Consider the following 22,552-nt stretch of genomic DNA (forward strand, 5'->3'; position numbering starts at 1 on the left):
TTTCAAAAAGAAAAACCCTAGCGGCGTTATAATAAAAAACAGGTTTAAAAATAATCACTCGCTACGGATTATAGGCCATTTAGTTGAATAACACACTTTAAAGAAAACTGAATATTTATGTTGAAATATTTATGAGATGATGAAGGTCCGATGCTTTAACACTGTAAATATTTAAAGTAATAAGTTTGGTTAGAAATGCTTATTTAAATAAAGAGATTACAAAAGTTATTATTGGGGATTATACAGATTAATAATTAAACATGGAGATGATTATGGTGAACGAGCGAAAATCAGCTAATGAGGTTGCCGAGGCAGAAATGAAAATAATTGAAAAACTCGAAGATGGTAAGGTCCATGGCACAACAAAAGGAAGTACTGAGGAAACAACAGCAAACCTTAATTTGCAGGCAAAATTCAGCGATGAAGATGATGAGCCTGAAATAGGTACTTCCCCGGCAGCCATTGTAACACCTTCATAAGGTAGAAATAAGGAATGATAAAGAAGTCGGCGAGTCGACTTTTTTCTTATTGTGTGAATATTTTTCTTTCCAAATTATTGGCTATTGGTGAAATTTTGATAGATAAGCATTAGTCAGCTAGTACCAGAATAAATGTTTTTTTAGACATACCGATTAAAGAATGGTGGAATCTATATCGAGAAAGCAATAGGAAACTAATTGAGGAAGAAATTAGAGAATCTTTAGGTGAACTTTCTTTGGAAGAACTTCAAAGGATCCGTGAACAGATAAAAGAAAAACAGAATTGAATGTACAGCAGTTAGATTAACCTAATACAACAAAATTGTTTGAAGGAATCGTTACAAAAATATGTGCATTCTGCTTTAATTGGGATGCTTTATTCTTCTTTAAGTAGCGGAGGTTAGTGGCAGTTCAAACTTTCAGGTGATTTTGTTATATATTAATAATTGTATGTTTAATGTTTAAATCTGGATTTCCTACATGAATTTAGACTTCTTTGGAAATAAAATGATTATGATTCTTTTAAACGAAGATCCGTGCAAGACAATTTAAAAAAAGAAAGGGGCTATCTCATGAAAAACATTAAAGAAGGCGAAATCTTTACAAATGACCAGGGCGAGGAAATTGAAGTGCTGGCAGTCGTAAATATGGAAGGGACAGAATACGTTGCAGTCAGCTTTGTGGAGGATCTTCAAGAAGAAATCGAGGAAGACATTGATATTTTCTTTTTAAAGGTCAATCAGGATGGAGATTTCACAGCCATTGAAAGCGATGAGGAATTCGACAGAGTTTCTTCAGCCTTTGATGAAATAATGCAAGAAGACTAATACTTTACAGGAAAAAAAGGGAGTAAAAAACCTTGCTAATGGGGCTGTTGACAATCTAATAGGAATATCGAAAATCTGTGTAGAATTTATTCTATACAGGTTTTTTTATTGGGGGAATTTATATGATAGGTCGTAAAGATGATTAACAAAGTAAAATGGAATTTAATGGTTTAAACGATTTTGTTCCATCAAACCATATTTCTTCGACAAATTAATGAGAAGATAGATTTTCCATTATATATAACAAAGCGGAAAGGTATTATTCAAAACTTGTTTAAGGACAGAGGGCATTCTGGAAGGAATTTTGTTTTTTATGATTTAGATGGTAATAAATTTGATGTATGGGGTGAACTTAGTCCAATCTTCAAAGAAAAATATCTTATTTCCAGATAGCATGCTAAAGGAGGCGATGATTCTACAAAACAGAAAACAAATAAAAAACCCTAGAACCATTGATATAACAAGGTTTCTAGGGTTTTTACTTACGCTATTTACAAAGCGTATTAATTAACGAGAGTAGAACTCAACGATTAGAGATTCGTTAATTTCAGCTGGAAGTTCAGAACGCTCTGGTAAGCGAGTGAAAGTTCCTTCTAATTTGTCAGCATCGAATGTAACAAAATCAGGAACGAAATTGTTAACTTCGATTGCTTCTTTAACAATGTCAAGGTTGCGAGATTTTTCGCGAACGCTGATTGTTTGACCAGGTGCAACACGGTAAGATGGGATATCTACACGCTTGCCATCAACTAAGAAATGACCATGGTTAACAAGTTGGCGCGCTTGGCGACGAGTGCGTGCTAAGCCTAAACGATAAACAACGTTATCAAGACGTGATTCTAAAAGAACCATGAAGTTTTCACCGTGTTTACCAGCCATTTTGCCAGCTCTATCAAATAGGTTACGGAATTGACGCTCATTTACACCATACATATGACGAAGCTTTTGCTTCTCTTGTAATTGTAATCCGTATTCAGATAATTTTTTGCGTTGGTTTGGACCATGTTGTCCAGGAGCGTAAGGACGCTTTTCTAATTCTTTACCTGTACCGCTTAGAGAGATTCCAAGACGACGAGATAATTTCCAGCTTGGACCAGTATAACGAGCCATTTAAGACTCCTCCTTTAATGTTTTTATTTTGGTAAAATAAAAACAGATGTGCTATAAGTTATGGTCATTTTGTTTTCATGTACCTTCGCCCTAGCAGCTAAGGGTTACGCAGTACCCCTTCTTCAGAAAAGCTTCGAAAAGCTAATTGAGGAACAAAATGAATTCATAAAACAGTACACATAGGCTGCAATATTTTACACAAAGAGTATTATATAATTTTTGATTAAGAAAAGTCAAGGAGTATTACGGAAGATGGTGAAGAAAGCGGCTTAATTTTTTCCTGCTCCCATCATTTATATATGATATAATAAAGTAAGTAAGATTAAAACCATCTAAGAGTGATACTAGTGAATGAATTAAAAAAGAGTAGTTTATCCGATTTATGTTAATCGGTTTTTTTAAATTGGTTACAGTTTAGTTTTAACAAATCGGGTATAAGTATTGGGACTGTTGAAATGAAATAGTCAAAAAGAAATAAGAACTTTTGTCTATTTACATATATAATGGATTTATATGGGAAACGGGAATGAAAATAGGTGATGATTAGATGGTTAATAATGAGCATGAATTAATATTGAAATTGAAAAGTAATTTTTTTGATATCATAGATACAGAAAATGGCTTTTTGGTATATGATGATGTATTGAAAAATATGCTCTCAGCCATCAAAACCTTATTAAATGCCAAGGAAGCTACTTTTTTTAGTTTTAATAATTGTAAAGAGAAATTACTGATTGAGACCTCTACACTTAACAGCATAGAACAAGTGACATGCCCAAATATTTCTAAGGAAGAATTGATAAATGAGGTTGGTCAATTACAGTCCTTTTATCGTGAATTGCCGGGATTTGAAGAATATGATTTAATGCTAGTTTTGGAGAAAAAGAATTCCTTTCTTGGAATTATGGCTTTGAAAGAGCAAGAAGCTGGTATGAACTCTCTTTCTGATAATGTTCTCGAGGGAATAAGTCATCATACTTTAAAATTTCTTGAAAATGTTCAATCACTTAATAATAAAGTATCAGAGGATAGAAGGTATAAACAGCTATTCCGTGTGACAGAAAAATTTCATTCTACGATGAATATGGATGATGTCCTCGGCGAAATTATTTCTACACTTAAAGAGGTCTATCCAACATTCACTTACTACCTCCTGCTTTCACATGATAATCATATGCTTGAAGATCTGCCTATAAAGGATTTAGACTTCAATAGCGAAAATATTGCGGCTATGCAGGCATATGTAACAGGCAATATTCAATTTGAAGATTCCGTTCAAATGAAACGATCAGTTCTATATGCACCTTTGAAAGGAAAACAGGGCGTTTATGGGGTTTTGCAAGTAATTGCTTCCAATACCATTGTTTTTCCAGATAGTGAAGTTGAGTTTATCACTCTTTTAGCAAATACAGCGGGCAGTGCATTAGAAAATGCTCAGCTTTACCAGCAATCGAAGCGCCTTATTACAGACCTAAAATTAATCAATGAAACTTCTCATCGCTTGAACTCAAATTTAAGATTAACAGAATCAATGGCGTTTATGACTGAGCAAATTTCGGACTCTTTTGGAGCAGAAGAAGTTGGTTTCATCTTATACGGTAAAGGTGGAAAACAAATTGAGGTATTAAAGGGAAGTACAGCTTTCTTTCACACAAGTGACGCAGAAAGCTATATCCAATATATAAAGGGCAGAATTGATAAAGAGGTGGAGTCCCTTTTTATTGGTGATTTTCAATTGTCATTTGAATCAGGTGTGAAGCATTTTAAATCGATAATGGCAGTTCCTATGACCCAGTCTGGAGTCCTAAAAGGGTTTGTACTTGTCATGAGTGAGCCGCCTTATCGCTTCTCTTTTGAAACCTTTAAGCTTCTGCAATCTTTGATCCACCACTCCACTCTGGCTATTACAAACTCAATGCTTAGAGAGGAACTTGAAAAGATGGTTGTAACAGACCATTTAACTAAGCTATATTCGCGAAATTATCTCGATGATAAAATTTATCAATCGATGAACGAAGATCATGAAGGTACGTTTATAATGATTGATATTGATAATTTTAAAACCATCAATGATACGTATGGTCATCAAGTTGGGGATGAGGTTATCATTCAGGTGGCAGGGCTGATAAACGCCAATATTAGGGGAACAGATATTGGTGCAAGATGGGGCGGGGAAGAACTTGCCATTTACTTGCCAGGTGTTTCTTTAATCGCTGGTGTGGTGATAGCTGAAAGGCTTGTTGCGAGAGTGTGTGAATGTTCCAACCCTCAAGTGACCATTTCATGTGGAGTTTCACATTGGACCAGAGGACAAGGGGATACGTACGCCTCATTATTTAAACGTGCTGATAAAGCATTATATGTTGCTAAGCAAACTGGAAAAAATAAAGTCATTGTTCAAGAAAGTGATATTGTCATTGAAAAGACTTCGCCATAATTCTGTGGCGAGGTCTTTTTTTCCTCATTAAATAAGCATTCAAAACTTTCATATTATGCATACCCTGTAAAGAGATCTTTTTTTATTTTATGATGAGAGCGTTTACTGAAGAGGGGAGATTTTATGAAAGAGAAAAAAGATGTGAGTTTCGAAACGAAGGTCATCCATGAAGGATATGAAGCAGAAAAATATTGTGGCAGTCTGACACCGCCTATTTTTCAAACATCAACATTTGCATTTGAAACAGCCCAGCAAGGGGAAAGGCGCTTTGCTGGAAAAGAAGAAGGCTTTGTTTATTCTAGACTTGGGAACCCGACAGTAAAAATGCTTGAGGAAAGAGTAGCGGCATTAGAAAATGGTGAAGCTTGCCTAGCATTTGGGTCGGGAATGGCTGCTGTGTCTGCTGTTCTGTTTGCACTGACCAAAACAGGTGATCATATTTTATGCTCCCAAGGTGTGTATGGCAGCACATTTGGCCTGCTTCAGATGATGAATGATAAATATAATATCAGTCATGACTATTCTGCGATGGAAACAAGGGAGCAGCTGCTTGAAGCCATCCGTCCAGAAACAGTTTGTATCTATGTAGAAACACCTATTAATCCAACTATGAAGCTTGTAGATTTACAAATGGTTGCTGAGATTGGGAAAGAAAAGGGAATTCTAGTTGTAGTAGATAATACTTTCAGTTCCCCTTATTTACAAAATCCAATCAATCTTGGCTGTGATGTTGTTATCCATAGTGCGACTAAATATATTTGTGGTCATGGAGATGTGATTGCAGGTCTTGTAATTGGGCCTAAGGAGTTTATTGAGGAAGTGGCCATGACAACGCAAAAGGATATAGGCGGAATTATCTCTCCTTTTGATGCTTGGCTGCTGCTAAGGGGTCTAAAGTCTTTGGCAGTAAGGATGGATCGCCATTGTGATAACACAGAGAAATTGGCAGATTACCTGCTTTCACATCCAAAGGTAAACAAAGTGTATTATCCTGGACATAAACATAATTCAGAATTTGAAATTGCCCAGAAGCAGATGAGAAGACCAGGCGGAATGATTTCCTTTACTTTGAAAGGGGAAAAGGAAACAGCTCAAAATTTTATGAATGCATTAAAACTTATTAAAATTGCCGTAAGTCTAGGAGATGCAGAAACATTAATTCAGCATCCAGCGACAATGACCCATGCGGCTGTACCGAAGGACTCCAGAGAAAAAATGGGGATTGATGATACGCTTTTAAGACTGTCTGTTGGACTTGAATCTTGGCACGACATTCGTGACGACATTGAACAGGCATTGGAAAAAGTAGAATAAGAGCAAAACGCGATGAGATTTTTCATCGCGTTTCTTGTCAATTTATAAAAAGGAGACCAATATTCGTGTGAAATCTTCAAGCTCCTTCTGGTCAACCTCATCAAATCGATTTTTTTCAGGTGAATCAATATCCAGAACACCGATTAACTGGCCATTTTTGATGAGTGGGATAACAATCTCTGATTGAGATGCTGCGTCACAGGCGATATGGCCTGGGAATAAATGAACATCTTCTACACGGACAGTTTCCATGAGTTTTGCTGATGTACCGCAAACACCCCTTCCAATCGGAATTCTAACACATGCTGGAAGGCCCTGAAATGGCCCAAGGACAAGCTCATTGTTATCCATTAAATAAAATCCAACCCAATTAATCCGATCTAAAAATTGGTTTAATAGAGCGGAAGCATTGCTTAAATTTGCAATTACATTACTTTCCCCCTCAAGCAATGCAGCAAGCTGCTTTTTTACTAATTTATAGTTTTCTTCACGTTTCCCGTGGTAAGTTTCGACGTTAAACAACTTCATACACCCTACTTTCTATCAATGTTTTTAAAAAAATCGCAAAATCAGAAGAAATACCCAATACTTTGTCGAGATTTTTATAAAGGATATAGTGATTTTAACAAGAATGTTTATACATAACAAGAAATCCACGTTATTTGACAATTTTTCGCTGTTACTGTCAATTTGCTTATGGTCGCTATCTATGTTTTTACGCTAATGATCGTGATGAATATGTTTGTTGTAATAAAGCTAATAAAATTATAAAGCAGGTGAAAACATGAGCAGAGATGTGAAAAGGGCAATTGTTAATGCAGCAATCAGTCTATTTAATGTCAATGGATTTGATGGCACATCGGTACGGGATATTGCCAATAAGGCAAAGGTGAACTCGGCAAATATTGCTTATTACTTCGATAATAAACACGGATTGCTAGAGCATTGCTTTACAGTTTTTTTCGAAGGGTATGTGGAGCAAATTGAAGATGGATTTTCAACCCTTGATCAGGGTGCAGCAGGCTGTTTGAGAAAAATTACGGAAAATGTGATGTATTATCAATTTGAAAATATTTATTTAACGAGATTAATATGGAGGGAAATTTCGATTGACTCTCAGGTTGTTCGTGAAATTATGTCAACCTATTTGATGAAAGAAAGGTTTTATTTAAGTAAAGTATTTGAACGAGGAATGATAACGAGAGAATTCCGAACTCTATCTCCTGATTATATGATTCTCCAATTAAAGGGGCTATTAAGTATGCCTTTTTTAAATATACAATATATGACCGAAGTTTTGCATGTGATGCCAAACGAAAAGTATTTTGCTGAGAAATACGTTCGTGAAGTTTATCACTGGATTGATGGGGTTATATGCAAGCGGCCGTATGACCCGCCAATTTATCTAGCCGTAAAATAAAAATGGAAGGAAATCTAAGCAGGATTTCCCTCAAAAAAGCATCTCATCCATCCCTTGCCCAAGATCCTTAATTTGATGAGAATCAGATCCATATACAAGCGGGATCCCTTTTTTCATGGCTTCTTTTACAACCCAGTTAGGTGGATAGGGCTCCCTGCATAGAGGTTTGGAAAATCCAGCGCCGTTATAGTCTAGCTCATATCCCTTATTACTAATAGCTGAAAGGACCTCTTGAATAAGTTCAACAAATTCCCTTTGTGCCGGAAATTTTTTTTGGAATTTTTTCACTAACGTCATATGACCGATCCTTTTTGGTTTGAAAGGACCTAAGTCAGAATGAATGGACTTAAGCAATGAATGAAAATATGCCTCGTAAATAGCCTCGATAGAACCATATTTTTCAATCATTTGCCCAAAAACTTCAGGGCTGTAATCCAGACAGTCATAGCCATTTCCAAACTTTAAAAAATGGACAGATAATATAGAGTCGTCTAATAATGGTCCATATTGAGTTAGAAAGGAGCGCGTCTCTTCTTCAAATCCCTCAATAAAATCTACTTCAAGTCCTGTGTTAATTTTGATTTTTTGACTGAAGATAGATTTTACCCTTTCTATTTCTTGCAAGTACTTCTCAAGCTCTTCCATTCTCATGGAGCTGTCCCGGGCTGGTGTGGGGTCATTAAATCCTATAGGCAGTGGTGCGTGCTCGGTAAATGATATTTCCTTAAAACCTAAGGCAATTGCTTTTTCGACATAACCCTCAAGAGCATCATTCGTGCCATGAGGACAGAAGGGAGTATGAATATGTCCATCTTTTTCCATTAGAAAATTAAACCTTCTTTCTGTAAAATTCAAGAAAAGGCAAAATATTTGAAAAAATGACACGCTTAGTGTTCAATAAAGAATACAATGTACATTTTTTTCCCTAATTTAGATAAAAAATTGAAATTAATAGTCAAAAATTGTCGTATACATGGTATCATAAAAACATTGAACTGAACATTATTTTTAATTCGATATAGAAGGATTTGGCTCGGTACAGAACAGGGGGCTTTTTGGAGAATGGAATATATTATTGGCGGCATCGTCATCGTGATCGTGCTTTTTTTAACAGGATACATATTAAAGAAAAAATATTATAAAGAAATAGATCGGCTTGAAACATGGAAGATGGATATTGTTAATCGCCCTGTTCTCGATGAAATGTCTAAAGTAAAGCAATTAAATATGACTGGACAAACGGAAGAATTGTTTGAGCGCTGGAGAACTGAATGGGATGATATTGTTACGGCCCAGCTTCCAAATGTTGAAGAATATTTATTCGATGCGGAGGAATATATCGATAAATACCGCTTTAGGAAGGCAAAAGAAGTACAGCAGTCTACCGAAAACTTTTTAAACGAAATTGAAGAAAATATTAAAAAGTTATTAAACGAATTGAACGAGCTAGTTGGAAGCGAAGAAAAGAATAGGTCAGATATTGAAGAGTTGAAGGATTTATATCGCGAGAGCAAGAAATCCTTATTGGCACATCATCACACATATGGGAAAACAGCTGATATTCTTGAGCAGCATTTAGATGAAACCTTTGCAAAATTTGAAGTTTTTGATGAAAAAACAGATAATGGCAACTATCTAGAAGCACGGGAAATTGTTTTAACCATTCATGCTCAGCTAAATGAAGTTAAATTTAAAATGGATAGAATCCCTGAATTTCTTGTCGAGTGTCAATCGAAAATCCCATCTCAATTGAAAGAATTGAGTGACGGATACAAAGAAATGGTTGAACAGGGATATATCCTTGATCATATTGAATTTGATAAAGAAATAAACAGACTTGAAAATGAAACAACGGCTTATTTAAGTCTAATCGAGTTAGCTGACATGACAGATGTACAAAAAGGAATAGAAGAAATTAAGGGAAGCATTGATTTCCTTTATGAACTGCTTGAAGCTGAGGTTCATGCGAAGCATTATATTGGACAGCAGGATGAGCCCACAAGGAATATGTTATTTACGAACAAAGAAATAAACAGGCAGTTAAAGGATGAAGTGGAGCTCGTTCGTCAAAGCTACCATCTTTCAGAAAAGGATATAATCATTCAGACAGAGCTAGAGAAGAAGTTAAGTCAATTAAATAAAAGTTATGAGGTTCTGGAACACAAAATAATTTCAGAAAACACGGCTCATACATTGCTTAAAACGGAGCTTGTAGGAATTAAAGAACAATTGGAAGAGATTGAGGAAGAGCATGTTAAGTTTGCAGAAAAGCTTCAGGCACTAAGAAAAGATGAAATGGCTGCTCGTGAAAGCATTAATGATTTAAGAAAAAGATTGGCTGAAACATCAAGGCTTGTTTCAAAAAGCAATATTCCAGGGCTTCCTCAGGACTATTTATATTTAATGGAAGATGCAAAAGAGAGCATTGGAAATGTCATTTTGAAGCTTGATGAAAAGCCGCTGAATATCCAAACGATCCAGCAATATTTAGAGGTTGCTGTGCTGACTGTGGAGAAAATTGTAAATACAACAAATGATATGATTGAAACGGTCATGCTCGTTGAAAAAGTTATTCAGTATGGAAACCGCTATCGGAGAAGATATCCCTCAGTTGCAAGAGGCTTACAGGATGCAGAGGCTTCCTTTAGAGGATTTGATTACAAGACAGCCTTAGAGCAGGCAGCAACAGCGGTAGAGGAAATTGACCCTAGTGCAATGAAGAAGATTGAAGAATTAATAAGTGAATAGTAAAGAAGAAGAGGTGTCCGAATAGGGATACCTCTTCTTCTTTGGTTATCTTATGATAGGTCTTTAGTGGATTCTAAATTCTTTGTCCCATTAAGATCATTAAAAATTTGCCAAATAAACTTAAAACGTATTACGCCTAATTTTCATTTTTTGCGATAATATAGGAAAGATGCATTTTCAATCGATTATATTTATGCTAAGATTTACAATTGCCATCCGTTTATTTTTAGGAGGAAAGTAAAAATGATTTACTTTGATAATAGTTCAACGACTAAGCCTTATAGAGAGGTTTTAGAGTCTTTTTTAAAGGTTTCCTCTGAGTATTTCGGAAATCCATCTTCCTTGCATGGGCTAGGTGCTCAATCGGAAAAGCTGCTTTCCCAAGCAAGAGAACAAATAGCCAAGCTTTTAGATGTCCAAAAAAATGAAATATACTTTACTTCCGGCGGGACTGAAAGTAATAATATTGCGATAAAAGGTGCGGCTCTCATGCATAAAGGCAGGGGCCGGCACTTAATAACAACCGAAATTGAACATCCTTCAGTAAAGGAATCCATAGAGCAATTAAAGGACCTGGGCTTTCGGGTCACCTATATCCCTGTTGACCAAAACGGGATTGTAAAGGTAGAGGATATTGAAAGAGCGATTTGCGATGACACCATTTTAGTTTCCGTTATGCACGTAAATAACGAGATTGGCTCTATTCAGCCAATTCATGAAATTGGACAGCTTCTCATGCAATATTCTAAAATCCTTTTTCATGTCGACTTTGTTCAAGGTATTGGGAAAGTGCCTCTGAATATTCGTGAAAGCCGAGTGGATTTATGCACAATATCAGGGCATAAATTTCATGGCCTAAAGGGGACTGGAGCTCTGTTTGTTCGAGATGGGGTAAAGATTTCTTCATTAATTACAGGCGGAGGACAGGAATGGCGGCTTAGAAGTGGAACTGAAAATGTTGCAGGTATGGTTGCGATGGCGAAGGCTCTTAGGCTAACAATTCTGCGGCAAACAGAGCAAATAAATAATATGGTAAAAATTAAGGATTTTTTAAGAGACAAATTGGAAATGATAGAAGGGGTTACTATTCATACCCCTATTTGCCAGTCGGCTCCTCATATTATTAATTTTTCAATAAAAGGATTTAAGGCTGAAGTGTTCATCCATGCTCTGGAGGAAATGGATATTTACGTTTCATCTACAAGTGCATGCTCTTCAAAAAGGCAAAAGGCAAGCACGACATTAATCGCTATGGGCATTCCTGAGGAAGAGGCGTTGAGCGCTATTAGAATTAGCTTATCCTATGATAATACACTTAATGAGGCAGAGCAATTTATGAAGGCAGTAAACGAAGCCGTTGCTAGGCTAAGAAAGGTAATGAACTAAAATGAATTATGATCGTATTCTTATTCGATATGGCGAATTATCAACAAAAGGAAGAAACAGAAAGTTATTTATTGATCAATTACGGAGAAATATTAAAAGGGTTCTCCGTAATTTTGAAAAAATAAAAATTGAAGCAAATAGAGAAAGAATGTTCGTGTTATTAAATGGAGAAAACGGTGAAGAAATCATCGAGCGTTTAAGGCATGTATTTGGTATTCAATCATTCAGCCCCGCGGTAAAAACGGAAAAAGACTTAGAAAAAATGAAAGAAGCAGCCCTGTCGCTATTTCGGAAAATTTACGAGCCAGGGCAAACATTCAAAATTACTACAAAAAGAGCAGATAAAACCTTTAATCAAGATACAAATGAAGTTAATCATACATTCGGCACCCATATTTTAAAAAATGTAGAGGATTTAAAGGTCAATGTAAAAAATCCCGATATCAATCTTCAAATTGAGATCAGAGAAGAAGGTGTTTATCTTTCATGTGAAACGATACAGGGTGCTGGCGGGCTTCCGGTCGGTTCTAGCGGAAAAGCCATGCTGATGCTGTCAGGCGGAATCGACAGCCCTGTAGCCGGGTATCTATCCATGAAGAGAGGTATAGAGCTAGAAGCGGTTCACTTCTATAGTCCTCCTTTCACGAGCGAGAGGGCGAAACAGAAGGTTTTGGATTTATCAGAAAAGCTGGCTCATATTAGCGGCGAAGTTGTCCTTCATATTGTGCCATTTACTGAAATTCAGCAGCTCATTCAGCAGCAGATTCCTGAGAATTATTCGATGACTACGACTAGGCGGCTCATGCTAAGAATTACAGATGAAATAAGGAAGAACAATGAAGGCTTGGCGATCATTACTGGAGAAAGCCTTGGACAGGTTGCGAGCCAAACACTTGAAAGTATGTACGCAATAAATGATGTAACAAATACTCCGATCATCCGGCCGTTAATTACAATGGATAAGTCCGAAATTATCGATATTGCCCATCAAATTGATACATTTGAAATATCGAATCAGCCTTATGAGGATTGCTGTACAGTGTTCGTTCCTTCATCTCCAAAAACAAAACCTAAACGTGAAAAGGTACAGTACTATGAAAGTTATACAGATTATGAGCCTTATATTAGAAAAGCTGTTGAAAATACGGAAACGATCCGGATTAAACCGGAATCTTTAAAGCAGGAAATGTTAGAAGATTTATTTTAATGCTCTATAAAAGTTGGTCGACAAGGCTCTCTTAATCTGCCAGAAGTTGAAACAATTACCAATAAATATTTGAATATGGCCATGTGATTCTACACATTCTATACTCACAAGGAGGTGAAGTCACATGGCAAACAACAGCTCAAACCAACTTCTAGTTCCTGGAGTGCAACAAGCTCTTGACCAAATGAAGTATGAAATTGCTAGCGAATTTGGTGTAAACCTTGGAGCAGATACAACATCTCGTGCTAACGGATCTGTCGGAGGAGAAATCACTAAGCGTTTAGTACAAATGGCTGAACAGCAATTAGGTGGTCGCTAATCTTAATAAAAAAAAATAATATGGCTACATGGAGCAGGATATTTACATCCTGCTCCTATTTTATTTTCCCTTGCCTATATAGGTTAAACCTAACCTTTGATACTAAATAATTTAAAATTTCAAATTAATTTAGTATAATCATTTTAAAAGAACCATCTTGAGCAAGGCATGAGATTAGACAGACTATTGGGGGAGATTTGATGAAGCGTGAAGACTTATTAGCACCTGAGAAGTACAATCTAGTATCCGAAATAGAGCGATTTGCAAGTGATTCTAATAGGCTTGCAATTAAATGGGAAAATGAACTTGGGGACAAAAAAGAGGTTACGTACAAAGAACTGCTTAAAAATGCAAACAGAATCGGGAATGTTTTCCTTCAACATGGCCTGAAAAAAGGTGATGTTCTTTTAATCGTTGTTCCTCGGCTTATAGAAGCCTATCAAGTATACATAGCAGCTTTAAAAGCTGGTTTAGTAGTCATTCCAAGCTCTGAAATGCTTCGAACAAAAGACCTCCAATATCGGATTACACATGGTGATGTAAAGGGTATCGTTAGTTATTTCCCATATGTCGATCAATTTGAACATATAAAGGAAATAGAGAATTTACCAAAGTTTGTGATTGGAAGCCCGCAAGAACAATGGATCGATTTAAATAAAGAAATGGAAGCTGCTACGGACGAGCTGCCATTGGCTGATACAAGTAAAAGTGACATGGCGTTTCTTTCTTATACATCCGGGACGACAGGAAATCCAAAAGGCGTTGTCCACACTCATGGCTGGGCATTTGCCCATCTGCGAGCGGCAGCACCAAACTGGCTTTGTATCGAAGAAGGTGATACTGTTTGGGCAACAGCAGGTCCGGGCTGGCAGAAGTGGATATGGAGTCCATTCCTTTCCGTATTAGGCTCTGGAGCAACTGGCTTCGTCTATAATGGAAAATTTGAAGCAAAGAAATACTTGCAGCTTCTTCAGCAGTATGAAGTAAATGTTCTATGCTGTACACCTACAGAATATCGAATTATGGCAAAGGTAGATAATATTCATGAATATAAGCTGCCGAATTTAAGAAGTGCTGTTTCAGCAGGTGAGCCTTTGAATAGTGAAGTAATTGAAACTTTTAAAAGGTACTTTAATGTGGCTGTGCGTGATGGTTATGGCCAAACAGAAAATACATTGCTTGTTGGTATTACAAAAGGAATGGATTTAAAGGCTGGTTCTATGGGGAAACCTATACCAGGGAATAGTGTAGAAATTATCAATGAAAACGGCGAACCTTGCGGAGTAAATGAGGTGGGAGATATCGCTGTTCATATAGATACACCAGCCCTATTTAAAAAATATTATAAAGATCCTGAAAGAACGGCCATGCAGTTCAGAGGAGCTTATTATATTACAGGGGATAAAGCAAAGAAAGATGAAGAGGGTTATTTCTGGTTTGAAGGCCGCGGAGATGATATCATCATCAGTTCTGGCTATACAATTGGACCATTCGAGGTGGAGGATGCACTTGTCAAACATCCTTTTGTGAAGGAGTGTGCGGTCGTTGCAAGCCCTGATGAGGTTCGCGGGAATATTGTCAAAGCCTTTGTTGTTTTGCAGGATGGAATAAATGAAGACGATTCGCACATTGTGAAAACCCTTCAAGAACATGTGAAGGAACTGACAGCGCCATATAAATATCCTCGTAAAATCGAGTTTTTAGCTGAGCTGCCAAAAACAACATCTGGTAAAATTCGCCGTGTTGAACTTCGAAAACAAGAAATGGAAGCAGCAACGAAAAAATAAACACAATATTTTAGAGCGATAAATTATTCATGCAGGCGAAAAACCGCCTGCATTTTGTCTAGCTTCAGCGCCTACCCCCGAAGTACAGGACGTACTAGTGTCGGCAATGCGACAGGACAAGTAACGCTTCGGAAGCGTAATCATCGCACGACCAAAAGTGAAGCTTTTGGGAGGACTTCGCGTTTATGTCGACCTCGAGGTCACAAGCCCAACCTGAAAGGTAGAGCTCACCTTTCTGTGAGGATTGGCTTGTGCTTGTCGGGGGTGACCTAGGCGCTTCAACTTTTCTACTAATATGGAGGTATGGACATGGACACACTTTGGTACGGTGGAAATATTTATTCTTTATTAGAGCAAGATCATAAGGTAGAAGCTGTTTATACGAAAGGAAACCGAATCGTTGCAATGGGAACTGAGGCAGATTTGAAGCAGAGATTCGGCCATGAAATAGAGAGCAATATTGATTTACATGGTGACACGATGCTTCCTGGATTTGTTGATAGCCATATGCACCTTATTGGATATGGTGAAAAGCTGAATCGACTTGATTTAACAAATTGTCAATCGAAAGAGGAAGCTCTGCAGGCCGTAAAGCAATATTCTGCAACAATTGAAAAAGGAGAATGGATTATCGGCGATGGCTGGAATGAAAATCTATGGGGGCCCCGAGCTACACCCATCTTTAATTATGAATTAGATACAATTGTTCCGGATCATCCTGTCTTTCTTAAGAGGGTTTGCAGACATGCACTTGTTGCAAATTCTAAAGCACTCGAAGCTGCAAATATCAATCAAAATACAGCTAATCCGGAAGGAGGGGTGATAGGAAGAGATGAAAATGGAAAGCTGAATGGCTTGCTAAAGGAAGAGGCTCAAGAACTTTTATATCGTGTTCTTCCAGTAGTATCTGCTGCCAATCTAAAAAGCTACATTCGTGCAGCTATTCAAAGTGCCTACAAATTAGGGTTAACAGGTGTACATACAGAGGATTTAAGCTACTATGGCGGATACGAGAGAACATTACAAGCTTTTAAGGATATCATTGAGGAGGAAGGCTATTCCTTTCGGGCTCATCTTTTAGTTCATCACCTTGTTGTAGATGATATGAAGGAAGCGGGAGAAACCTTTCTGAGCGGTAATGAATGGATTGAATTTGGAGCGATGAAGATTTTTGCTGATGGTTCATTAGGAAGCAGTACTGCATTGCTAAGTCACCCATATGCTGATGATCCTTCTACATCAGGCGTAGCGATCTTTTCACAGGATCAATTAAATCAACTTGTTAAAAAGGCGAGAGAATATAAATTGCCTGTAGCCGTTCATGCGATCGGTGATTTAGCATTTGAAATGGTTTTGAATGCAATTGAAAAACATCCATTGAGCGGGAATGGGCGTGATCGGCTCATACATGCCCAAATTCTTCGGATGGATTTAATTGAACGTGCAAAAAGGCTGCCGTTAATTTTAGATATTCAACCAAGATTTCTTGCTTCTGATTTTCCATGGGTGATAGACCGAGTCGGCGGGGAACAGGATAAATATCTGTATGCTTGGAACACGTTATTAAAGGAAGGTCTTCCGTGTGCTGGGGGATCAGATGCACCAATCGAACCATTAAGCCCGCTTTTAGGTATTCATGCAGCGGTTACTAGGACAAATATCAATGATCCGGAAAAAACAGTTTATTTTCCAGAAGAAGCATTATCCGTTTTCGAGGCTGTCGGACTATTTACTAAGGGGAGTGCCTATGCTGCTTGTCACGAAAATGATAGAGGGTTAATCAAAGCAGGGTTCTTAGCTGATTTTACCATTTTGAAAGAGGATATTTTTAACATTGACTTACATTCCATACCGGATATTACCGTTTCAAAAACGATAATTGGCGGAAAAATTGTCTTTGATTCATCGAACAAAGATTAAATGGATAAAATTAAAAGATTGCCAGCATCTTTCAGTTCGAACTATAATATTAATATTTCGATACTAGAAAGAATTGAGGAATAAATATGAAAAATAATGAAATAAAGTCAGGAGTCTTTTATGCTGGCTTTTCCTATATCATTTGGGGATTACTGCCGATATATTGGAAGCTCCTTCATCATGTTAACGCGGACGAAATTTTGGTCAACCGAATTTTCTGGTCCTTTTTCTTTGTGGTCGGGATTCTGCTTGTAACAAAAAAGTGGGGAGAATTTCTTCAAATTTTGAAGAATTTCCGTACGAATAAAAAGCAATTATCCGCACTTATTATGGCGTCAATGTTAATAAGCTGTAACTGGTTTATTTACATATGGGCAGTTAATACGGATCAAATAATTGAAGCAAGCCTTGGATACTATATAAATCCACTTGTTAGTGTTTTATTGGGGATGATCGTTTTTAGAGAAAGATTATCGCAGGCACAGTATCTTTCGTTTGCGCTAGCGGCAATTGGCGTTCTAATTCTGACTATTTCTTATGGAAGCTTTCCATGGATATCAATTCTTCTAGCTTTATCTTTCGGCCTTTACGGGTTATCAAAAAAGATGATTAAGGTAGATTCCTCCATTGGGCTAGCTCTCGAAACACTTGTGGTTACTCCACTAGCTTTTATTTATATGGCCGTTCTTTTCGTAAAAGGAAACCAGTCATTCTTATCTGTATCAATTGGAACGGATCTGCTGCTAATTGGAGCAGGGGCAGCTACTGCCATTCCTCTTCTATATTTTGCAAAAGGTGCTCAAAAAATACCAATGTCCACCTTAGGATTCTTACAATTTATCGCACCTACAATTTCATTAATTCTTGGGGTATTCGTTTACCATGAGCATTTTACGAAAGTACATTTGATTTCATTTATTTTTATTTGGTCTGCCATTACAATCTTTTCATTATCTAAAACAAAGTTTTTTGTTTTTTTAAATTCTAAAAGAAATAAGGGAAATAGTTTAGGAGTTTGAGAGTAATAAGAGAATAATATTTTTGAGGAGCTGTTCAAAGGACAGTTCCTCAAATTTACATTATAAAAATGTTCTCTGTACCTTTTCCCAAAATGAATTATCTTTTAATTTGACTGTTTTTATGATTTTACCACTAAGTTTAATATCAACTTTCTCTACGTGCTGAATGCTTAATGCCTCATTATCCATTGCCATTGTAGGATGATCATTCCCGTCCTGCACAACCCCAAATGTTAATTTTCTGTCACCGCTTAGAATAAAGGATGAACCAAGTGTCCGGTACCGGTTATTATTTAAGGAAGCCATTTCACTTACCTGCAGACAAGGAATAAGCGGGTCTACAATCGAACCTTTTAATGATTTATTATACGCAGTACTCCCTGTTGGCGTTGCCACAACCATTCCATCGCCACGGAACGTTTCGAAATGAAAATCATCGATAAATACATCTAACACAAATGTTTTAATAATAGCTGAGCGTATACTAAATTCATTTAAACAATAAAAGGAGGTTTGATCATCAACAGATACCTCAATAGTTGGATATCGACGGACTTCAACCTTTTCATTTGTCATCGCTTCACTCATTTGATCTGGATGATCAATATGGAAGTCGCAATAAAGGCTAGGACGATCCATAGTAGAAATTCCGATGTATAAACAATCATCTCTAAATCCTGTTTTCCGAACAGCCTGCAAAAACGCACCATCTCCGCCAATGCTTGCAATTATGTTTGCTTTTTTGTAATCAGTCACAATATTAAATTGATGAGCTAGTGCAAGCTCATGAAGGGGTTCAACCTTCTCTTTCATTTCAGAATTATTATTATAATAAAAATAAACATTTCGACGAGTAGTCATGTGAATTCCTCCAAAAAATAGAGATTATTAAGTGCATATTCAAACAACATTGTTGAAAAATTTGGTATGATAGGTAATGTTTCTCGACTCAGTTTACACTTTTTTGAAACATTTATAAAGTTTAATACGTATGAAAGACTGGATTGTATAAAGATAAGTTATGCAGTTTGTCTTTTTTAATTAAGGGGGATTAAAAATGAATGGAAAGCGTTGGGCCGCATTAGGGATTGCGGGTGTATTATTTGTTTTTTCTATTGTGACGAATTTCCTTACGGGACTGGCATTTAAAGATTTTGAAACTTCGATTACTGATTTATTTGCTTCGAGCAATGCCGGTTTTGTTGAAGAAATAGTGGATGAAGGCAATCAAATGAAGAAAATTGTTGTCTTGGATGTAGATGGAGTCATTCAAGATACGGGTGATGCTGCTTCACTTTTTTCTAGCGCAGGCTACAACCATAAAGGATTTATGAAGAAGCTTGATCAGGTTAAGGATGATTCAACGGTAAAGGCCATCGTCATAAGGGTCAACACTCCAGGAGGAGGGGTCGTTGAAAGTGCAGAAATTCATGATAAAATCAAAGAAATTCAATCGGAAACGAATAAGCCAGTTTATATTTCAATGGGATCTATGGCGGCTTCAGGCGGATATTATATATCTGCACCTGCCGATAAAATCTTCGCTAGCCCAGAAACGTTAACAGGCTCTTTGGGAGTCATTATGCAAGGTGTTAACTATTCTGGTCTTGCCGAAAAATATGGCGTGGATTTTGTAACCATCAAGAGCGGGCCTTATAAGGATATTATGAGTCCGTCAAGAGAAATGACAGCTGATGAAAGAGAAATCCTTCAATCGATGATTGACAATTCCTATGAAGGATTTGTAAAGGTCATTTCTGAAGGACGAAATATTCCTGTTGCTCAAGTAAAGGAAATTGCAGATGGAAGAATTTATGACGGCAGACAGGCACAGAAATTAAACTTAATTGATGGTTTTGGATACTTGGATGATGTCATTGACACCCTTAAACAGGATCATAAGCTAAAGGGTGCACAAGTTGTGAGATATACTGAAAATCTTGGTTTTGGTTCCATGTTTAGTATGGGAGCACAAAAGCTTATGGGCAAAGATATCGAAATGGCGGGGCTGATGAAGCTTTTGTCACAGCCTAATTCACCGCGTCTCATGTATTTATATGCAGAATAGGAGGTGCAAAGATGAACCGATCAGATGAAGAAATGAATGTAAGTGATGAAAAAAGTGAAGAATTATTGGCAATAGCGAAATCAGAAACTGAAAGCATTCATCGTCAAAGTGACCAAATTGGCCAACTGGCTCCCGTACGATTTGCGGGTTTCTGGATGAGATTTTGGGCTTATTTGCTTGACTTGATTGTCATTGGGAGTATAGATCGCATTCTGATCAATCCTATCTTTCGAGCTTTAGACATTCCGCTAACTGAATTCAATATCTTTGCGCCGATTACGATTGCAACCGCTGTTACGTTCTATGCTTATTTTGTTCTGATGACACGTTTCTTCAATCAAACACTTGGAAAGATGGCTTTTGGGTTAAAAGTGGTTGATTTAAAAGGGCAGAAGCTAACATGGGGAACGATCATTTTTAGAGAATGGATTGGCCGTTTTATTTCAGCAACAATTATGATTGGGTATGTGGTTGTCGCCTTTTTACCAAAAAAGCAAGGACTGCATGATCTTTTTTCTGATACAACAGTCATCCATGAAAAATAATATTGATTATTCTTAAATAAACCTGCATGGCTGTTTATAGCCTGCAGGTTTATTTTTCCTTTTGGCGGCAATAATAATAGGCTGAAAGGTTGTGACTTGATTTGAAATGGATTCTAATTGCCTTAGCGATATTGGTCATTATTTTTATTATCATTCTTATTACGAAATTAAAGGTTTATTTTCATTATAACCATCATAATGATGATGATCATCTAAAAATAGAATTCAGGGCATGGTTCGGTCTAATCAGATATAAAATAGAGCTCCCGCTTATTAAAATTGATGATAATTCACCAACTATTGTAGTTAAACAAAAGAAGGGTACGAAAGATCAATCCAATAAGAAAGATACAAGGCAATATGATGCGGATGACTTGCTAAATAGTTTTCATGATATGAAAGAGCTGCTTAGAAAAGTGGTATCCTTTAATAAAATTATTAGGAAGTTTTTACGAAAGGTTACCATACAAAAGATGGAATGGCACACAGCTTTTGGTATTGGAGATGCCGCATACACAGGAATGCTTACAGGTGCATTTTGGGGTATTAAAGGGGGGATTATCGGCATTGTCAGTCACTTTATGCGACTTAAGACTATTCCCAGCTTAAGCATTACTCCTCAATTTCAATTTGCATTATCCAAGACATCCATTTCATGTATTATTTATTTTCGAATCGGACATGCTATGTTAGCAGGAATTAAATTGCTTAAATATTGGAAAGGCGGAAGACCTAATTTTAAAGCAAAACCCTTATCTGCCTTGTCTAATAATAAAACTAAATCAATATAGAAAAGGGGGGTGCAGTATATGTCTGAGCATCCAATTCAAGGACTAATGACAACTGCCATGGAAAATCTGAAAGAAATGATTGATGTCAATACTATAATCGGTGACCCAGTTGAAACACCAGATGGCAGTGTAATCTTAACGGTTTCAAAGGTTGGTTTCGGTTTCGCGGCCGGAGGGAGCGAATTTAAACTAGAGGGACAAACAAATGGCGGCGGACAGGGACAATCTGGCGGTAATCCATTTGGGGGAGGAAGCGGCGGAGGAGTTTCCATTACGCCTATTGCTTTTCTCATCGTAAATTCAAGCGGGGTGAAAATGGTTCACCTTGATGAAAGCACTCATTTATACGAGAGAATACTTGATCTTGCTCCTCAAGCAGTAGACAAAATTCAGCAGATGTTTAATAACAAGAATAACCAGGGAAGCAGTAATCACACCCCTACAAATGAATATGACGGTCCAAAACATGATTTAAATATTTAATTTAAAAAGTTAACTTTCCAAAATTCAGGAAGGTTAACTTTTTTCTTGGCTAATATTTTATGGCTAAAGTAAGTAAGAAATAAAGTCAATAAAATTGCAAATCTTTAGTTAAGAGGATATATTTACAATGTACATATATTGTTTAAGGAGATGAAGAGGATGGCAAATATTACGTTTAAAGGAAACGCAGTAACGCTTTTAGGAAATGAAGTGAAAGTAGGAGATAAAGCTCCTGAATTTAATGTTCTTGCCAATGATCTATCAGCAGTAACTTTAGCAGATTCTAAAGGCCAAGTTCGTTTAATCAGTGTGGTTCCTTCTATTGATACAGGAGTTTGTGACGCACAAACTCGCCGTTTTAATGAAGAAGCTTCGAAATTAGACAATGTAAAGATTTTAACTGTAAGCGTAGACCTTCCTTTCGCCCAAAAACGCTGGTGTGCGGCAGCTGGAATTGAAAATGTTCAAACTCTATCAGATCATCGCGATCTTTCTTTTGGGGAAGCATACGGAGTTGCTATTCAAGAATTACGTCTATTAGCACGTGCTGTTTTTGTAGTAGACTCAAATGACACCGTTACTTACGCCGAATATGTAAGTGAAGCAACTGACCATCCAAACTATGAAGCTGCGGTAGAAGCTGCAAAAGCAGCGAGGTAAGTAGAAATTCGAAAAAGTAATGCAAAAGCGCC

Annotated in this window: 21 protein-coding genes and 1 pseudogene; 18 read left to right on the plus strand and 4 right to left on the minus strand. The window is 37.0% G+C overall.

All coding sequences use genetic code 11. From position 1 onward, the window contains the following. The first annotated feature begins 272 nt into the window (after positions 1 to 272). The 3 genes and pseudogenes from V7164_RS08845 to V7164_RS08855 form a co-directional block, all read left to right on the plus strand. Positions 273 to 479, plus strand: coding sequence for a hypothetical protein (locus V7164_RS08845; protein WP_335353921.1), 207 nt, complete (start codon positions 273 to 275; stop codon positions 477 to 479). A 572-nt stretch (positions 480 to 1,051) separates the two neighbouring features. Then, positions 1,052 to 1,306 carry a DUF1292 domain-containing protein gene (locus V7164_RS08850; protein ID WP_335353922.1) on the plus strand — a complete coding sequence of 85 codons (255 nt, stop codon included), beginning with the start codon at positions 1,052 to 1,054 and terminating at the stop codon, positions 1,304 to 1,306. A 279-nt stretch (positions 1,307 to 1,585) separates the two neighbouring features. Next, positions 1,586 to 1,699: pseudogene (locus tag V7164_RS08855) on the plus strand (VOC family protein); the annotation flags it as partial. Between the two features lie 114 nt (positions 1,700 to 1,813). Here V7164_RS08855 and rpsD read toward each other — a convergent pair. Beyond that, complete coding sequence (gene rpsD, locus V7164_RS08860) at positions 1,814 to 2,416, minus strand: 30S ribosomal protein S4 (protein ID WP_335353923.1); 603 nt, start codon at positions 2,414 to 2,416, stop codon at positions 1,814 to 1,816. Between the two features lie 547 nt (positions 2,417 to 2,963). Here rpsD and V7164_RS08865 point away from each other — a divergent pair. Continuing rightward, positions 2,964 to 4,853, plus strand: coding sequence for a sensor domain-containing diguanylate cyclase (locus tag V7164_RS08865; RefSeq protein WP_335347565.1), 1,890 nt, complete (start codon positions 2,964 to 2,966; stop codon positions 4,851 to 4,853). Positions 4,854 to 4,976: 123 nt separating this feature from the next. Then, the gene (gene megL / locus V7164_RS08870) at positions 4,977 to 6,167 is read left to right on the plus strand and encodes a methionine gamma-lyase (RefSeq protein ID WP_335353924.1); all 1,191 of its coding nucleotides are present in this window, start codon (positions 4,977 to 4,979) and stop codon (positions 6,165 to 6,167) included. A gap of 42 nt (positions 6,168 to 6,209) precedes the next feature. On the opposite strand, the gene V7164_RS08875 is transcribed toward megL, so the two are convergent. Then, the gene (locus V7164_RS08875; protein WP_335353925.1) at positions 6,210 to 6,689 is read right to left on the minus strand and encodes a GAF domain-containing protein; all 480 of its coding nucleotides are present in this window, start codon (positions 6,687 to 6,689) and stop codon (positions 6,210 to 6,212) included. Between the two features lie 262 nt (positions 6,690 to 6,951). Between V7164_RS08875 and refZ the strand changes: the two genes are divergently transcribed. Next, on the plus strand, positions 6,952 to 7,587 hold the full coding sequence (refZ, locus tag V7164_RS08880) for a forespore capture DNA-binding protein RefZ (RefSeq protein ID WP_335347562.1): 636 nt from the start codon (positions 6,952 to 6,954) through the stop codon (positions 7,585 to 7,587). Between the two features lie 30 nt (positions 7,588 to 7,617). Here refZ and hisJ read toward each other — a convergent pair whose 3' ends face one another. Further along, complete coding sequence (gene hisJ / locus V7164_RS08885; RefSeq protein WP_335353926.1) at positions 7,618 to 8,409, minus strand: histidinol-phosphatase HisJ; 792 nt, start codon at positions 8,407 to 8,409, stop codon at positions 7,618 to 7,620. 240 nt (positions 8,410 to 8,649) lie between these two features. On the opposite strand from hisJ, the gene ezrA reads away from it, so the two are divergent. The 7 genes from ezrA (at position 8,650) to rarD (ending at position 17,973) form a co-directional block, all read left to right on the plus strand. Then, entirely contained in the window at positions 8,650 to 10,335 is a 1,686-nt protein-coding gene (gene ezrA, locus V7164_RS08890; protein ID WP_335353927.1) for a septation ring formation regulator EzrA, read from the plus strand. Positions 10,336 to 10,578: 243 nt separating this feature from the next. Further along, a complete protein-coding gene (locus V7164_RS08895; protein WP_335353928.1) occupies positions 10,579 to 11,721 on the plus strand; it encodes a cysteine desulfurase family protein in 1,143 nt (380 codons plus the stop codon). A 1-nt stretch (position 11,722) separates the two neighbouring features. Further along, complete coding sequence (thiI, locus tag V7164_RS08900; RefSeq protein WP_335353929.1) at positions 11,723 to 12,928, plus strand: tRNA uracil 4-sulfurtransferase ThiI; 1,206 nt, start codon at positions 11,723 to 11,725, stop codon at positions 12,926 to 12,928. A gap of 124 nt (positions 12,929 to 13,052) precedes the next feature. Beyond that, on the plus strand, positions 13,053 to 13,247 hold the full coding sequence (locus V7164_RS08905; protein WP_335347557.1) for an alpha/beta-type small acid-soluble spore protein: 195 nt from the start codon (positions 13,053 to 13,055) through the stop codon (positions 13,245 to 13,247). Positions 13,248 to 13,447: 200 nt separating this feature from the next. Beyond that, a complete protein-coding gene (mbcS, locus tag V7164_RS08910; protein ID WP_335353930.1) occupies positions 13,448 to 15,034 on the plus strand; it encodes an acyl-CoA synthetase MbcS in 1,587 nt (528 codons plus the stop codon). Between the two features lie 309 nt (positions 15,035 to 15,343). After that, positions 15,344 to 16,954: an amidohydrolase gene (locus V7164_RS08915; protein ID WP_335353931.1), complete on the plus strand. Its 1,611-nt coding sequence runs from the start codon at positions 15,344 to 15,346 to the stop codon at positions 16,952 to 16,954. An 86-nt stretch (positions 16,955 to 17,040) separates the two neighbouring features. Next, the gene (gene rarD / locus V7164_RS08920; RefSeq protein WP_335353932.1) at positions 17,041 to 17,973 is read left to right on the plus strand and encodes an EamA family transporter RarD; all 933 of its coding nucleotides are present in this window, start codon (positions 17,041 to 17,043) and stop codon (positions 17,971 to 17,973) included. Between the two features lie 60 nt (positions 17,974 to 18,033). On the opposite strand, the gene V7164_RS08925 is transcribed toward rarD, so the two are convergent. After that, positions 18,034 to 18,834 carry an NAD kinase gene (locus V7164_RS08925; protein WP_335346474.1) on the minus strand — a complete coding sequence of 267 codons (801 nt, stop codon included), beginning with the start codon at positions 18,832 to 18,834 and terminating at the stop codon, positions 18,034 to 18,036. A gap of 196 nt (positions 18,835 to 19,030) precedes the next feature. Between V7164_RS08925 and sppA the strand changes: the two genes are divergently transcribed. The 5 genes from sppA to tpx all read left to right on the plus strand — a co-directional run bounded on the left by sppA (position 19,031) and on the right by tpx (position 22,520). After that, positions 19,031 to 20,041, plus strand: a complete 1,011-nt coding sequence (sppA, locus tag V7164_RS08930) for a signal peptide peptidase SppA (protein WP_335353933.1) — start codon at positions 19,031 to 19,033, stop codon at positions 20,039 to 20,041. A gap of 155 nt (positions 20,042 to 20,196) precedes the next feature. Further along, entirely contained in the window at positions 20,197 to 20,586 is a 390-nt protein-coding gene (locus V7164_RS08935) for an RDD family protein (RefSeq protein ID WP_438823974.1), read from the plus strand. 101 nt (positions 20,587 to 20,687) lie between these two features. Then, positions 20,688 to 21,377, plus strand: coding sequence for a DUF2953 domain-containing protein (locus V7164_RS08940; RefSeq protein WP_335353935.1), 690 nt, complete (start codon positions 20,688 to 20,690; stop codon positions 21,375 to 21,377). An 18-nt stretch (positions 21,378 to 21,395) separates the two neighbouring features. After that, positions 21,396 to 21,860 (plus strand): GerW family sporulation protein, encoded by a 465-nt coding sequence (ytfJ, locus tag V7164_RS08945; protein ID WP_335353936.1) that lies wholly within the window; start codon positions 21,396 to 21,398, stop codon positions 21,858 to 21,860. A 159-nt stretch (positions 21,861 to 22,019) separates the two neighbouring features. Continuing rightward, positions 22,020 to 22,520, plus strand: a complete 501-nt coding sequence (gene tpx, locus V7164_RS08950) for a thiol peroxidase (RefSeq protein WP_066292325.1) — start codon at positions 22,020 to 22,022, stop codon at positions 22,518 to 22,520. Positions 22,521 to 22,552: the final 32 nt, after the last annotated feature.

The sequence above is a fragment of the Bacillus sp. JJ1474 genome (assembly GCF_036965225.1).
Taxonomy (GTDB): domain Bacteria; phylum Bacillota; class Bacilli; order Bacillales; family Cytobacillaceae; genus Cytobacillus.